Raw genomic sequence first — 14,452 nt, 5'->3', positions numbered from 1 at the left:
AACCGCGACGTTCATAATCCTGCCCCTTTTGCTTTCACCCATGCGTGGGTCTGTACAGCGAAGGGTGGTTCCCGCTTCAGGAGGATGCCGGCAGCGCGGGTCGACGAAGACTTTACCCTCCGAACACCGAGGTCAGCACAGCCCCGCCCCGATTGATCGCGATCTCCCACATGCCGGAGCTGGACCGGGTCAGGCGCTCGAGGTCCTTGGTGGTGGTCACCGGGGTGCCATTGATGGCGACGATCACGTCACCAATCTGCAGGCCGGCGCGGGCCGCCATGGACCCGTCGTCGATCGACGAGACCGCGACGCCTTCGCTGGCGAAGTCCTTCTGCAGTTCCTCAGCTACGGCAGGCGAGGTGTTGACCAGGGTAGCCCCGAAGAAGGGCGAGCGCGTACGCACCTTCACCGCGTCGCGCGGCCGCGTCTCGGGGGCCGAGGCGAGCTTGACCGAAACGGTGGAGCGTGTGGTGCCTCGCAGGATGCCGAACTTCGCGGTTCCGCTAATGCCCTTGAGGGCGAAGCGGTAGCCGAAGGCTTCCGGATCATCGACAATCTTGTCGTCTACCGTGAGGATCAAGTCGCCGCGCTTGAGGCCAGCCTCTTCGGCCGGACTCTTCGGCTGCAGGCTCGCCACCAGGACCCCGGTCGGATGGTCGAGGCCCATGCTCTCCGCGATGTCGGGCGTGACGTTCTGCACCCGTGCCCCGAGCCAGGGGCGACGCACGGTGGTGGCGCCGCCCTTGGCCGTTTCGACGACGGCGCGGACCATACTGGTGGGAATGGCAAAGCCGATTCCGTGACTCCCCCCCGATTGCGAATAGATCGCCGTGTTGATGCCCACGAGCCGACCCTTGAGATCGACGAGGGCACCGCCGGAATTGCCCGGATTGATCGCGGCATCGGTCTGGATGAAGAACTGGTAATCGGACGAACCAACCTGGGTGCGCGCCAGGGCCGACACGATGCCCTGCGTCACCGTCTGCCCGACCCCGAACGGGTTGCCGATCGCCATGACGAAGTCACCGACCTCAAGGGCTTCCGAATCGCCCATGGGCATGGGTACGAGACCGCCGACGGGGCTCTTGATCTTGATCACGGCAAGATCAGTGCGGGGATCGCGCAGGACAATGCTCGCCTCGAACTCCCGCCGATCAGAGAGCGAGACACGAACTTCGTTCATGTTGTCGATGACGTGGTTGTTGGTGATGACGAGGCCGGATTCATCGACGATGACGCCGGAGCCGAGCGACTTCTGCGCCCGCTCGCCCGGCATGCCCTGGCCGCGGCCTGAGCCCTGCTCGCCGAAGAACCGGCGCATGAACTCGTCCATGGCGCTGCGCGATGTGCCGCGCTCCTCCACATGCGAGGCGTAGACGTTTACCACCGAGGGCGCCGCCCGCTTCACTACCGGTGCGAAGGAGAGATCGACTTCAACCTTCGAACTCGGCACGGTCTTGGCCGGTGCGTGAGCCTCCGGCGTCTTCATCATCTGCGCCCAGGCGCTTGATGAGACGACGACGGTCGCCGTGACGAGGCAGGCGAGCAGCGGCCGATGGAACATCGCGATCTCCCGGATGGCAGGCGCAAACGGCGGAGCCGCTGCGGGATCCGGGATATCTAGACGCGCCGGGGCGTCAGCGCGAGGGGTGTCAGGGGCGGCGGAGCGTTGCGGCGATGCGTCCTGCCCGGCGCGCGAGACTCGTGATGCAGCTCAGCGAGGCATCGGCCGCCCGCTGCATCTCAGCGACTTGGAGACGCAGCGCATCGGCCGGGCTCTTCGCCGTCGACAGAGCGCGCCAATGCGCGAACGTGGCGATGCCCTCGTTGCGAACATAGGCCGTCAACGTGTCGTTGGCGGCCGTGATCTCGGTCAATGTAGAAGCAGTGACGGCGGTGGTGTGCGCCGGCGGCGAGTCGAGATCCTGCGCCGAGGCGATGGCGCTTTCGATCTCGGCGGGCAGCAGGGTATCCTGAGCCGCCTCGCTATCACCTTGCGTGCTGACGTCGGACGAACCATGACTCGTGGCATCGTCTTCAGCGACGGCCGTCACAACATCGGCGGCGGGCTGGCTGGCCTGAAATGGCGCATCGTCCGAGTGGACGGTTTCCGGGACGACGAAAGCGGCTTCCGGCTCCGCCTGTCCGGTCAACAGCGCATCCGGCGACACACTCTCCATCAAGGTCTCTGCCACGGGAGCCGCGACGTCGAGCCCGGATGCCGCGATCGGCCCACCGTCCACAGGCGGGGTCTGTAAAGCCGCTACCACGTTGAGAGCGGTCTCGGCACTCGCGTCCGCGCCGGGAAGCTGCGCCGATTGCACGGCTTTGCTTCCCCGGCGATCGTTGGAGCGTTGCTGTCGGCGTGTGGCCATGGTTCGCGTCCTCTTTATCCACAGTCGGTCGCGCATGGCCCGGTCCCGACGCGCGCTTGTGTTCCTAGCGATGATACCGCGTCCACGCCCTTCACGCGAACCAAGCCGGTCCGCGCGAAGGAGCCGGGATCAGACGCCTTTGGCCGCGGACTGAGCCAAGGCACCGAGATCCTTGGCCTGGGCCTGGAGCGTCGAAATCTGGCTGCGCATAAACTCGCTCTGCAGCTCGAACGCTTCCTTCAGGTCGCGCGTGCGTACCAGCTTCTGAGCGAAGTCGAAGGTCGTGCTCGCATTGGTCTGAACCTGGTCGAGGCCCTTGGCGATCACGGATTGGATCGTCTCATGCACCGTCGTCGAGGAAGTCTGAAGCTGTTCGGCGGATTTCACCACCGTGCCAAGCAGCTTGGTCACGGCGGTACGAGCCTGATCAACGCTCTTTTCCGCCAAGTCGCGCAACTCGGCGGGAATCTCATAGGTCGGTGCGGTCATGTCGGTCCTCACTGGATCATCTGGAGCGACACGGAATGGCGCGCCGCACCATCGATATGTTGCGATGCAATATGAGAGTCAAGATGCGGGGTGGAGCAAATGCCCGACAGTATATGTGGAAACTAGCTCGTCTAACACAATATATCCGAGAGCGATGGGATGAGCGAACGCAGTCTAAGTAAGCAGATTGAGGGCCGTTGAACGCAAGACGCGCAGTCGTGCCATGCTGGCAGCTGAGTTATGGATGCGGCAAGGCGGGAGGATTCCGCGCTATGGAGTCTGCTTGCGAGGCGCGACCACGCGAGGCTTGTGCGGCGACCGCTATCCGTGTTTTCCGAGGACATAGGTCGGCGTTGGAGATCTGTTTCCCACTATCTGTCGATAGAGGCGGACGAGAGCGTCGGCATGGGCATCGATGGACATGGGCGCCTCCCAGTAATGCGTGTGAGCCGCGCGCCCGAGCGTCTCCGCTTGAGGCGCGTCCAGACTTCGGAACGCGGTCGCGAGCGCTGTCCGCTCGGGCGGGACCACATAGCCGGTGACGCCGTCGATCACTTTCTCCGCGGCTCCGGACCGGTCCGACGCGACCACCGGTAGTCCCATAGCCAGGGCTTCGTAGACAGTCAGAGGACCGGTCTCGAACCACCTCGAAGGCGCGGCCAGCGCCCTCGCCCGTTGTGCAAGGATGGCGGACACCTCGCCCGGCGATCGCCATCCGAGCATATCCACATGTGGCTGCGCCTGCAGTTCCACCTCCAGCGGGCCTGTGCCGATGAAGAGCACCGGCATGCCGGCGTCTCGCGCCGCTTCGGCGACGAGATCCGCGCCCTTCTCGCGGGTCAAGCGGCCCACATAGGCGATGGCTTTCCCTGTCGCTGGATTGGCTCGCGCCCCCCTCTCCACGCGAACGGGATTGTCGATGCGGTGATGGGTAACGGAAAGGGGGTCGAGGAGCTTGCCCATACGGCCGATGCTGGCGTCGCAGACATGGACCACGTCGAGATGGCGGCGACGCAAGGCGTGGTTCTGGGCGATGCTTCGCCCGACACGGATCGCCTTGTGGAGTCGGCTTTTCGGGTCGCAGGGAGCCGCGACGCAGGAGGCGGAGAGCGGCGTCAGCAGGCACGGGCGATCCTGATCGAAGCGGTAATAGACACCGTTAGGGCAGGCCAGGAAGTAATCGTGCAGGGTCACCACCAGCGGGATGCCGCTGTCGAGCAAAACCGGGAACACGCTCGGCGACAGGCTGCGGGTCCATTGATGCAGATGGACGATATCCGCCGGTTGCGGGAGGGCGGTGAGCACAGCGCGCAGACGGGCGGCGGAATCCCGGCTCCAGATGCCGGACAGTGCCGCCTCCAGGGGCGGGCGGTTCCAGATGTCGGTATTGCCGAGGCAGACCCGCCGGATGTTCTGATGATCGAGGAGCGGATCCGCCGGTCCCTCGATCGCCTGGATGAAGGTGACGCTGATCCCCGCTCGGGCAAGGCCGTGCGCGGATTCCACCGCGACCTTCTCGGCGCCGCCGCTCGCCACGGCGAACTCTGCGAGGATCACGATCTGCATGGTCTGCCCGGAGCCTCAGCCGGCTTTCGGGTTCGTCATGCCCATGCCGCGACAGCGACGTTATGGGCTATCGCCTCACGTCCGGTAAACGCTACCGGCCGAGCGGCAAGCCGATATGTCGGCGGCGGCGAAAGGGATCGGGCATCGGTTCCTCGCGTTGGTCACGGTAAATCCGCCGCCCCCGGCGGCGGTCAGGCGAGCCAGAGGAGGCACCCATGTCGGACCCCAAGCCAACATCCACGTCGGACACCGACGAGAAGCGTCGTGTGGATCCGACGCCCAGCAACGACAAGACAAATCCCGAAAATCATCAGGACGAAATGAGCGATCGACTGGACGAGGCGCTGGAAGAGACCTTCCCGTCCAGCGACCCGGTCTCGGTCAAGATCACGAAGTAATCGGCCTTAGGGACCAAAAAACACCAAAGCCGAGCTGCGGGGCAGCTCGGCTTTGGCGTCGATCTTCTGTCATGAGGTCGCGCATCAGACCTCGCGCGACACCATCATTTTCTTGATCTCGGCGATGGCCTTTGCCGGGTTCAGGCTTTTCGGGCAGGCATTGGCGCAGTTCATGATCGTGTGGCAGCGATAGAGCCGGAACGGGTCGTGAAGGGCGTCGAGGCGCTCGCCCGTATTCTCGTCGCGGCTGTCGATGAGCCAGCGATAGGCCTGCAACAGGGCTGCCGGACCAAGGAAGCGGTCGCCGTTCCACCAGTAGCTCGGGCACGACGTGGTGCAGCATGCGCACAGGATGCACTCATAGAGACCGTCGAGTTGGGCGCGATCCTCCGGGGTCTGCTTCCACTCCCCTTCGGGCGCAGGGGTCTCGGTCTGGAGCCAGGGCTCGACCGAGGCGTGCTGGGCGAAGAAGTTGGTGAGGTCGGGGACGAGATCCTTCAGCACCGGCATGTGCGGTAGTGGATAGATCCGAACCGCGCCGGTCTTTTTGCCCTTGGCGTGCTCCTGGCACTCGTCGATCCCCATGGTGCAGGCGAGCGCGTTCTGGCCTTCAATGTTCATGGCGCAGGAGCCGCAGATGCCCTCGCGGCAAGAGCGGCGGAACACCAGGGTCGAATCGACCTTGGCCTTGATCCAGAGCAGCGCGTCGAGGACCATCGGCCCGCAATCGTCGCGGTCGACCTGATAGACGTCGACGCGTGGATTGGCGCCGTCATCCGGATTCCAGCGGTAGATCCGGAATTCCTGGAGGTTGTTGCCCCCGGTCGGCCGGGGCCAGGTCTTGCCCTCGGTGATCTGGGAGTTCTTGGGGAGGTTGAATTGGGCCATGGTTCGGCGTGCCTAAATCCGTCTCGTGAGTACCATCGTCGGAAGCGATTGCAGCCGTTTCCCTAGTAAACGCGAGCCTTCGGCTCGATGTACTGGATCTCGTTCGACATCGTGTAGGTGTGGACCGGGCGGTAATCGATGTTCACCTGCTGCGAGGTCTCGTCGAGCCAGGACAGGGTGTGCTTCATCCACTCCTTGTCGTCGCGGTCTGGGAAGTCCTCGCGGGCATGCGCGCCGCGGCTTTCCTTGCGGTTGGCGGCGGATTCCATGGTGACGACGGCCTGACCGATCAGGTTGTCGAATTCCAGGGTCTCGAGCAGGTCGGTGTTCCAGATCAGCGAGCGGTCGGTGATCTTGATGTCGGCCTCGCCCTGCCAGACCTTGTGGATGAGGGCCTTGCCCTCTTCCAGCACCTCGCCGGTGCGGAAGACGGCGCAGTTGTTCTGCATGGTCTTCTGCATCTCGGCGCGGAGTTCCGCCGTCGGCGTGCCGCCATTCGCGTAGCGGAAGCGGTCGAGGCGAGCGAGCGCCTTGTCGGCGGAATCCTTCGGCAGGTCCATCTGGCGGGCACCGGGCTCGACGATCTCGGCACAGCGCAGGCCTGCCGCGCGGCCGAACACCACGAGGTCGATCAACGAGTTCGACCCGAGGCGGTTGGCGCCGTGGACGGAGACGCAGGCCGCTTCGCCGAGCGCCATCAGGCCCGGCACCACCGTGTCGGGGTTGCCGTTCTTCAAGGTCAGCACCTCGCCGTGGTAGTTCGTCGGGATACCGCCCATGTTGTAATGGACCGTGGGCAGGACCGGGATCGGCTCCTTGGTGACGTCCACTCCCGCGAAGATCTTGGCCGATTCCGAGATGCCCGGCAGGCGCTGGTGCAGGATCGCCGGGTCGAGATGGTCGAGGTGGAGGTAGATGTGGTCGCTGGTCTTGCCGACGCCGCGGCCCGCCCGGATCTCCATGGTCATCGAGCGCGAGACCACATCGCGGGAGGCCAGATCCTTGGCGCTCGGCGCGTAGCGCTCCATGAACCGCTCACCCTCGGAATTCGTCAGGTATCCGCCCTCTCCACGCGCGCCCTCGGTGATAAGACAGCCGGCGCCGTAGATACCGGTGGGGTGGAACTGTACGAATTCCATGTCCTGGAGAGGCAGGCCGGCGCGTAGCACCATGGCGTTGCCGTCGCCGGTACAAGTATGGGCCGAGGTTGCCGAGAAGTAGGAACGGCCGTAGCCGCCGGTGGCCAGGATCGTCATCTGGGCGCGGAAGCGGTGGATCTCGCCAGAGGCCTGGTCGATGGCGATGACGCCGAGGCAGCGGCCCTCCTCGTCCATGATCAGGTCGAGGGCGAAGTACTCGATGAAGAAGTTGGTGTGGTTCTTCACCGCCTGCCCATAGAGCGTATGCAGCATGGCGTGGCCGGTCCGGTCGGCCGCCGCACAGGTGCGCTGGGCGGTGCCCTTGCCGTAATCCGTTGTCATGCCGCCGAACGGGCGCTGGTAGATCTTGCCCTCCTCGGTCCGCGAGAACGGCACGCCCCAGTGCTCCAGCTCGTAGACGGCCGCCGGCGCGTTGCGGACGAGGTATTCGATCGCGTCCTGGTCACCGAGCCAGTCCGACCCCTTGACGGTGTCGTACATGTGCCAGCGCCAATCGTCTGGGCCCATATTGCCCAGGGAAGCTGAGATGCCGCCCTGTGCCGCGACGGTATGCGAGCGGGTGGGGAAGACCTTCGAGATGCAGGCGGTGCGCAGGCCCGCCTGCGAGCAGCCCACGGTGGCGCGCAGACCGGCACCGCCGGCGCCGACGATCACCACGTCGAAAGTATGGTCGATGATGGAGTAGGCGGGCGCGCCGTTGCCGTTGGTTCCGTTGGTGGCCATGGGCAGATCCTTCGGGTTCGGGGGCTGGTCAGACGAGCTTGCCGAGGCTCACGCGCAGGATCGCGTAGAGGCAGGCAACGGCGACGACGACCGCGTAGGCATTGTTGGCAAACAGGCTGACGAGCTTCAGTCCCTTGGAGTGGACGTAATCCTCGATGACCACCTGCATGCCGATCCTCATGTGGAGCGTGACCGAGATCACGGCGAGGATGAGGAGGAGCGCAACGAGCGGGTGCGACATCAGCGCGACTGCCTCCGGGTACGGCCGGTTGGCCATCATCGCGACGATGACGATGAAGCCGAGCATCAGCGGAGCGTTGGCGGCGGCGGTGAGACGCTGCTGCCAGAAGTGGCCGGCCCCGTGGCCGGAGGCGCCGAGGCCCTTCACCCGGGCGCGCGGGGTCCGCATGGTCACGCTGGTGTTCCGACGGTTGTCTGCCATGGCGATTGCTCCTCAGCGCAGGATGAGGGCGAGCGCCCAGATCAGGACGGTCAGGATTACGGAACCGATCAGGGTGGCGCGGGCGAGGCCCATCCGCTGCTCGCGGTCGAAGCCGTAGCCGAAATCCCAGATGAAATGGCGCAGGCCACCCAGCATGTGGTGCATCAGGATCCAGGTGTAGACGAACAGGACAAGCTTCCCGACGATCGAGCCAAAGAACCACGCCACCCAGCCATAGGCTGCCGGTCCGGAGGCAAGCGCCACGAGCCAGATTGCTACCAGGGCGGTGCCGCCATACAGGGCAGTGCCGGTGACGCGGTGGAACACCGACATCGCCATGGTCCAGGTCCAGCGGTAGATCTGGAGGTGGGGCGAGAGCGGCGGGGCGACCGTGGGTCGAACGGTAGGTGCCATTCTGCGAAAGTCCTCGGCGTTGCGGTGCCAATGCCAGCAGTGATGCTGCTTAGATTGGACCGTCTCTAAAGGGGTACGGCCCACGCGCCAATGCGCAAGCCGTGTTGATGTGCATTGCGGTGTGACACACCCACTCATTCGTCATTGGGCCGATCTTCACGGCAAGTGGCCGAGCGTGCGCCACCAGAGATAGTCGAGTGGTGCGATGACGAAGAGCGAAGCGAGCCCCAGGACGACGGTCAGGATCGTGGCCGATCGGAGGGGAACCCGGCCTAGATCCATCGCCATCACGATGGGGGGAGCCTGATAGGGCAGGAACAGGGTCGAGTATCCCACGACTTGGATCATCACCACGCTCGCGAGGTCCAAACCGCTCGCGCGCGACATTTCTCCAGCTAGTGCCGTGTAGAGGGCCGGGGCGCCATTGGCGGTGACGACGATGGCGAAGATCGACGCAATGACCGTCAGCACGCCGAAGTTCTGCGCCGATGCACCCGGCTCCAACGGCGCAAATCCGAGCAGGACGTGTCCGAGTCGGGCGCCCAGTCCGGTCTCGTTGACGACGGCTACCAGACCGAGGAGTGCCGCCACGTAGAAGCAGGTCCGCAGGTTCACCGCACCGAAGGCCTCCGCCGGCAGGACGCCGATCCGCGGTAGGAGACAGATCGCCGCCGCCGTCAGTCCGATCCAGGCCGGGGCGATGTGATGCAGGCTATCCGTCACCCAGAAGGCCAACGTGAGAGCGAGGACGATCGCGAGCCGCCGTTCCTCCGGAGAGAAGGGCGGCATCGCCTCGCCCGCATCCGTCTCGGCCGGATTTAGCCGGTCGGGGAACAGGCGTACGATGGCCGCGACCAGGACGAGGCCTTTCACGCCGGCGAGGACCGGCGCGTGGAGCAGGAGATAAGGCAGGTAGGCGAGATGCAATCCGTACTGTGTCTCGGCCGTGCCGGCCATGACGAGGTTGGGCACGTTGGCCGGCAGGATCGCCGCCGAGAGGAGCGGCGTCGCAAGGCCCACCGCGAGGACGGCCCCGTGCCGGCCGGGCCGGCCCGGTTCGAGGCCGAACGTGTCGCACAGGGCCAGGACCACCGGGATCAGCAGTGCGATGCGCCCGAGATTCGAGGGCATGACGAAGGCGAGGAGGAACGACAGGGTGACGATGGCGGCGATGAAACCGACATAGGAGCCCGACAGCCGGCCGGCGAGGCTGCGTGCGAGGCGGGTGCCCAGCCCGGTCCGGGTGATCGCCAGACCCACAACCATCCCGCTCAGGACGAGCCAGAAGGCTGACGACGAGAAGCCGGAGAACACCGTCGATGCGGGCGCGAGCTTCAGAAGCATCGCCGCAGCGAAGAAAAGCATCGCCGTGACTACCTCGGCTACGATGCCGCTCGCCCACAGACCCATGCAGACGACGAGCAGCATGGCGGTCACGAGGATCGTCCCTTCGTTAACCAGGATGGAAGCCGCCTGCATCCGGGGGAAACGCTCCGCTCGATCCGGGCAAAAGTCCGTGCCCGTTTACTCTCGCGCAGACGTTGAACTCGAATTGGAGTGGTTCGCAATTCGGATGTCGCCGACCGATCCTTCGCGACCGACGAAGGATCTCCGATAATTGGGATTGCTCAGGGCGCCGTTCAGCGGACCCGTTTCTCCTGATCCACAGCAACGCGAATGAGATCGGCCAAGGTTCGTACGCCAAGTTTCTGGCGCATGGCGGAACAGGTATTGAGGACGGTGCGGTACTTGATCGACAGGCTGTCGGCGATACCCTGGTACGAGGTGCCGCGGCTCAGAAGCGAGAGGATCTCACGCTCCCGGTTGCTCAGATCGGCCAGCGGCGAGCGGCGGGCGCCGGCCTGCAGCACGGCGATCTCCACCGCGAGGTCGTGATCGAGGTAGCTTCGGCCGGCGCGGACCGCTTCGAATGCCTTGAGGAAGTCCGCTGTTCGAACATCCTTGAAGACGTAGCCGATGGCACCGCTTTCGAGGGCGCGGGAGACGATCACCGGGTCGTTGTGCATGCTGAAGGCGAGGATGCGTGTCTCCCGCGCGAGGTTGTGGATCCGCCGGATCAGCGACAGGCCGGATAGCCCCTCCCCCTGCAGGCTGAGGTCGGCGACCACCATCTGCGGCCGCAGGCGGTGGAAGATCCGGTAGGCGGACATGATGTCGGTGGCCTCATGGATCGTCTCGACGCCGGCATCCTCCATGAGGCGTCGGAAGCCGCGCAGGACCACGGGATGATCGTCGACTACGAGGACGGCCGTCATCGCCGGTCCTCCCGTTCACGGGGTATTGGTCGGGGGGCGGCGGTCACGGCGATACGCGTCCCTCGCCCTGGAGTGAGTAGCGCTCCTTCAGCCTCGTCAGGGTGGTCGCCCGATCGGCTCCCTGCTGGCGGGTGTTGTAATAGTGCTGACACATCTCGCCGAAGAGCTGCTTGCGATGGGTCGCCGCGGCGACCTCCTCCAACCCGTCGAGAAGGTCGGCATAGGGTTCGGGCTTTCCCGCCTCGGCCAGCATTTCGCCGAGCTGGACGATGCGGTTGGCCATCATGCGCGGATCCTCGATGAAGACCTCCTTGGCGCGGGCGAGGCTGTGACGGAGATGCTCGGCCTGCGAGCCCACCTCCGCGGCGGGCCTGCCGATCTCACGGCTCGCGAGCCACCGGGCCGGCTCCGTCGGGTCCGTATGCGAAAGCCAAGTCGGAACGTCGGCATCGGATTTCGTAGCGACGAGAGCCTGATCCTCGGTGCTCGCAGCCTCGCTTCCGGCGTCTTCGCCTTTGTCGCAGGCTGCCAGGGCGAGGGGCAGGCACAGGATCGCATGCCTGATCCGTTTCATCGCACCGCCCCCGGATTCGAGCCGACGGCGAGGCTGCGCGGCCCCTCCGCCACGGGGATGCGGGCGGTTTCCGTCAGCGAATTCAGATCGATGACCGAGACCGAATCCGAGAACCAGTTCGCCACGTAGGCGAAGCCTCCATCCACCGCGATCCCTTCCGGGTAGCGCCCGACCGAGATCGTCGCCTTGAGGCCGAGGCTGCCCGAGTCGAGCACGGCTACGGTGCCCGCCTGCTGGTTGGTGACGAGGACGAGGCTGCCATCCTCGCTGGTCGCAACGCCGTAGGGCATCCCGCCGATCCTCACCGTGGCCGTCACCGTCAAGCTGCCCGTGTCGACGACGCTGAGGTCGCCGGTGCGCACATTGGCCACGTAGAGCCTGTCTTCGCCCGGGCTCAAGCCAAGAGCGAACGGGCCCTCTCCCACCGGCACCGTGGCCACCCGCTCCATGCGCGCCGTGTCGATGACGCTCACCTGGCGGCTCTCCCGGTCGGCGACGTAGAGCCGTCCCTTTCGATCGAGGACGAGGCCGGCCGGGTCCTTGCCCACCGGGCAGTCGCCCTCGACGGCGCCCGTCGATGCGGAGAGGCGGGTCACCCGTCCCCCGGCCCAATCCCCGACGAAGAGGCTCATCCCGTCCGCCGAGGCGGCGATGCCGAAGGCCTGGCCGGGAAACGGCAGGCGTTGCAGGACGACACGGGTTCGCCCGTCGACCACGTCGATTCCCGCATGATCCGGCTGGCTCAGGTAGAGGCGGCCATTCGGCCCGGCCGCCACCTGTGCGATCCCCTGCCCCACCGCGATGGTGGACGAGACCGTGGTTGCCCCGGCCTCGATGCGGCTCAGCGTCCCCGCTCCCTGGCTCGCCACATAGACGGGCCCGGCCTCCACCCGAGGAAGGGAGATCGTCAGGACGAGACCGGCAAGGAGCATCGGGCGCAAGGAATTCATCGCGCCCCCTTGCCCTCCAGGCGCGCCTTCAGACCCTTGAGCCCGTTGCTGAAATAGAGGTTCATCGCATCCTTGCCGGCGGCGTCGCTAAGCTCGTCCGGCGGCTCGTTGCCGGTGTCGCCGCGATAGAAGCGGCCGAGCCACTCGACCTTGGAGCCGTCGCCATCCGGTGTGACGGCGAGCGTCGCCGAGTAGGACGAGACCGGCAGTGCCTTCAGGTCGGCATCGCCGAGACGGTAGGAATAGCTGCGCTTGGCCGCATCCCACTCGTCGAGGCCCTCATCGAGGGTGCCGCCGTTCTTCAGGGTCAGCGTGCGGCGTCCGCCCGAGGCGTTGCCGCCGGTGCCGACGCTTTTGGCCACGTCCGGATGCCAGTTCGAGATGCCTGCGAAGTCACCGACCACGGCCCAGACGGCATCGGGCTTTGCCGCGACGGTGATGGACTGGTCCACCTTCTGCGGCGTCGGGCCGTGCGCGAGGGCCGTGGTCGCGAGGAAGGCTGTGGCCGCCAGGGGAGCGAGGAACGCGGACGGCAGGGCAAAACGCATCGATCAGACCTTTTTTACCGGGACAAAACGGCCGGCCCCGAACAGAGGGGCGGCGAAGACGGCGAGGATCAGCGCGAGGGCGATCCCGCCGAAGACGGGGCGGAGGTCGAGGCTGCCGGGGAGCGGGCGCGGGGTCGCCGCGCGGACCAGCGCGGGGCCGAGCCCGGCAGGGCCGTCGAGATGGGCGTAGGTCAGGCCCGTCGCCTGAGCGAGGGTCTTGAGGTAGGGCTCGCGCACCGAGGAGAGATGCTCGGTGCCGGAGGCCGCCGCGGCGCCGAAGGGGGCGTTGCGCGGGTTGTAGCCCTCGCGGCTCTCGGCATCGGCGGGGGGCGGCCCGAACCGGTTCTCCTGCTGGACGTCGCCCGACCCGTAGAATCCGGTCTCGCGGCCGCGATCGTTGTAGCGCGGGATCGGCGAAAGGGCGTAGGCCCCCGCGCCGACGATGAGGCCGCGCACGGCGCCCGGCTTGCCGTCGAAGCTGGGGCCGCCGGTGCTGGGCAGGGGCGGCGCTTCCTGGCCATCGGTGATGAAGACGAGATCGGTGCCGAGACTGGCCGCCATCTCCACCGAGCGGAACAGCCCGGCCGAGATGCGGCTGTCGCCCTCCCAGGCCATGCGCCAGTCGACGGCGCTCAGGGCACCGTCGAGGGGGGCGAAATCGGCGCAGACTTCGATGGGGGTGAACAGGAGGAACGGACGGCGCTCGGTGAACAGGCCCAGTGCCACCCGCGACCCGCAGGGCAGCGAGGTCACGAGTTCGCGCAGAGCCGCCTTCGCCGTCTCCAGACGACTCTGCGGTTTGCCGTCCGCCCCGGCGTAATCGCGGACGTTCATGCTGCCGGTGATGTCGAGGATTGCGAGAATCTCGACGCCGTTGCGGGTGAGCGGCACGGGGCGAGCCACGAAGGTCAGGGCTACGAGGCCGAGCGCGCCGGCCAGGAGCTGGAACCGCCGGTCGCGCAGGTTTCGCCGGACGAGGCTGGGGGCACTCACGGTTCGCCCCGCGGCTGGCCGGGGATCTCGGTCCAGATCTTCTTCGGTTCGGCCTTCAACTCGTCGCCGGTCTTGCGGTCGAATTCCGGAAAGTCGCGGAGCAGGCGCGAGGCAACGTCAAGGTTGAACTTCGCGTCCCACAAGTCCGGCCGGCCCTGGAGCGCGCGCCGATAATCCTGACGGGCCAAGGTGATGAGCGGTCCGGCCGGATCGAGGTTGCTTCGTTCCAGATGGTCGAAGGCCTGGCGCAGGCGGGCATTGCCGAGGGCATAGCGGGCGCGCGCGGAGAGGTCGGTCTCGCCCCGGCGGTCGAGGGATTCGATCAGCGGCTCGATCTCCTCTGTCACGCCGCGACGGGCGAGATGCTGCACCCGCGCCAGCAGGAGCGGCGCTCGGGCGCTCAGGGAGACCGGAATGTCCTTTCCGGCCACCAAAGCCGCGATCGCGGCGTTGTCGCGCTCTGCCCGCCAGGCCGCCGCGCCGAAGCCGAGGGCGACGAGGAGCAGCAGGATCGGCAGGGCGAGGAGGAGGTGCGGGCGAGCGCGGCGCAGGGCATCGCCCAGTCTGGCCCGGACTTTTCCTCTCCCCTCTGCGGGAGAGTGAAACTCTCGCATGAGCGAGGGTCGGGAGAGGGGAGCGCGCTGCGGCGATACAGG

The 14,452-nt window shown here is 66.3% G+C and carries 16 protein-coding genes; 1 reads left to right on the top strand and 15 read right to left on the bottom strand.

Going from position 1 to position 14,452, the window contains the following annotated elements; translation table 11 throughout:
• Positions 1-112: 112 nt before the first annotated feature.
• The 4 genes from K368_RS0113050 to K368_RS0113035 form a co-directional block, all read right to left on the bottom strand.
• A complete protein-coding gene (locus K368_RS0113050) occupies positions 113-1,564 on the bottom strand; it encodes a DegQ family serine endoprotease (RefSeq protein ID WP_027172792.1) in 1,452 nt (483 codons plus the stop codon).
• 88 nt (positions 1,565-1,652) lie between these two features.
• On the bottom strand, positions 1,653-2,411 hold the full coding sequence (locus K368_RS25595; RefSeq protein ID WP_155935128.1) for a hypothetical protein: 759 nt from the start codon (positions 2,409-2,411) through the stop codon (positions 1,653-1,655).
• A 93-nt stretch (positions 2,412-2,504) separates the two neighbouring features.
• Positions 2,505-2,864 (bottom strand): phasin, encoded by a 360-nt coding sequence (locus tag K368_RS0113040; RefSeq protein ID WP_027172791.1) that lies wholly within the window; start codon positions 2,862-2,864, stop codon positions 2,505-2,507.
• 321 nt (positions 2,865-3,185) lie between these two features.
• Entirely contained in the window at positions 3,186-4,430 is a 1,245-nt protein-coding gene (locus K368_RS0113035; protein ID WP_027172790.1) for a glycosyltransferase, read from the bottom strand.
• Between the two features lie 215 nt (positions 4,431-4,645).
• On the opposite strand from K368_RS0113035, the gene K368_RS0113030 reads away from it, so the two are divergent.
• Positions 4,646-4,828 carry a hypothetical protein gene (locus K368_RS0113030; RefSeq protein ID WP_027172789.1) on the top strand — a complete coding sequence of 61 codons (183 nt, stop codon included), beginning with the start codon at positions 4,646-4,648 and terminating at the stop codon, positions 4,826-4,828.
• A gap of 84 nt (positions 4,829-4,912) precedes the next feature.
• Here the strand turns inward: K368_RS0113030 and K368_RS0113025 are convergent, their stop codons facing one another.
• The 11 genes from K368_RS0113025 to K368_RS0112975 form a co-directional block, all read right to left on the bottom strand.
• Positions 4,913-5,716 (bottom strand): succinate dehydrogenase iron-sulfur subunit, encoded by an 804-nt coding sequence (locus K368_RS0113025; RefSeq protein ID WP_018044517.1) that lies wholly within the window; start codon positions 5,714-5,716, stop codon positions 4,913-4,915.
• A 62-nt stretch (positions 5,717-5,778) separates the two neighbouring features.
• Positions 5,779-7,599: a succinate dehydrogenase flavoprotein subunit gene (gene sdhA / locus K368_RS0113020; RefSeq protein WP_027172788.1), complete on the bottom strand. Its 1,821-nt coding sequence runs from the start codon at positions 7,597-7,599 to the stop codon at positions 5,779-5,781.
• A gap of 28 nt (positions 7,600-7,627) precedes the next feature.
• Entirely contained in the window at positions 7,628-8,041 is a 414-nt protein-coding gene (gene sdhD / locus K368_RS0113015) for a succinate dehydrogenase, hydrophobic membrane anchor protein (RefSeq protein WP_036266280.1), read from the bottom strand.
• A gap of 12 nt (positions 8,042-8,053) precedes the next feature.
• Positions 8,054-8,455: a succinate dehydrogenase, cytochrome b556 subunit gene (sdhC, locus tag K368_RS0113010; protein ID WP_027172786.1), complete on the bottom strand. Its 402-nt coding sequence runs from the start codon at positions 8,453-8,455 to the stop codon at positions 8,054-8,056.
• A 156-nt stretch (positions 8,456-8,611) separates the two neighbouring features.
• Positions 8,612-9,934, bottom strand: coding sequence for an SLC13 family permease (locus K368_RS0113005; RefSeq protein WP_036266277.1), 1,323 nt, complete (start codon positions 9,932-9,934; stop codon positions 8,612-8,614).
• Positions 9,935-10,095: 161 nt separating this feature from the next.
• Positions 10,096-10,731: a response regulator transcription factor gene (locus K368_RS0113000; protein WP_027172784.1), complete on the bottom strand. Its 636-nt coding sequence runs from the start codon at positions 10,729-10,731 to the stop codon at positions 10,096-10,098.
• Positions 10,732-10,774: 43 nt separating this feature from the next.
• On the bottom strand, positions 10,775-11,305 hold the full coding sequence (locus K368_RS0112995) for a hypothetical protein (RefSeq protein ID WP_027172783.1): 531 nt from the start codon (positions 11,303-11,305) through the stop codon (positions 10,775-10,777).
• Positions 11,302-12,255 (bottom strand): YncE family protein, encoded by a 954-nt coding sequence (locus tag K368_RS0112990; protein WP_027172782.1) that lies wholly within the window; start codon positions 12,253-12,255, stop codon positions 11,302-11,304. The genes K368_RS0112995 and K368_RS0112990 overlap by 4 nt, the downstream gene beginning before the upstream one ends.
• The gene (locus K368_RS0112985; protein WP_027172781.1) at positions 12,252-12,803 is read right to left on the bottom strand and encodes an SRPBCC family protein; all 552 of its coding nucleotides are present in this window, start codon (positions 12,801-12,803) and stop codon (positions 12,252-12,254) included. Before K368_RS0112985 ends, K368_RS0112990 begins: the two co-directional genes overlap by 4 nt.
• 3 nt (positions 12,804-12,806) lie before the next feature.
• Positions 12,807-13,796 (bottom strand): VWA domain-containing protein, encoded by a 990-nt coding sequence (locus K368_RS0112980; protein ID WP_027172780.1) that lies wholly within the window; start codon positions 13,794-13,796, stop codon positions 12,807-12,809.
• Complete coding sequence (locus K368_RS0112975) at positions 13,793-14,410, bottom strand: hypothetical protein (protein ID WP_027172779.1); 618 nt, start codon at positions 14,408-14,410, stop codon at positions 13,793-13,795. The genes K368_RS0112980 and K368_RS0112975 overlap by 4 nt, the downstream gene beginning before the upstream one ends.
• Positions 14,411-14,452 lie beyond the last annotated feature (42 nt).

This window comes from Methylobacterium sp. 10, assembly GCF_000519085.1.
Taxonomy (GTDB): domain Bacteria; phylum Pseudomonadota; class Alphaproteobacteria; order Rhizobiales; family Beijerinckiaceae; genus Methylobacterium.
The sequence above is the reverse complement of the archived record's forward strand: the minus strand, read 5'-3'. Positions and strand labels throughout refer to the sequence as shown.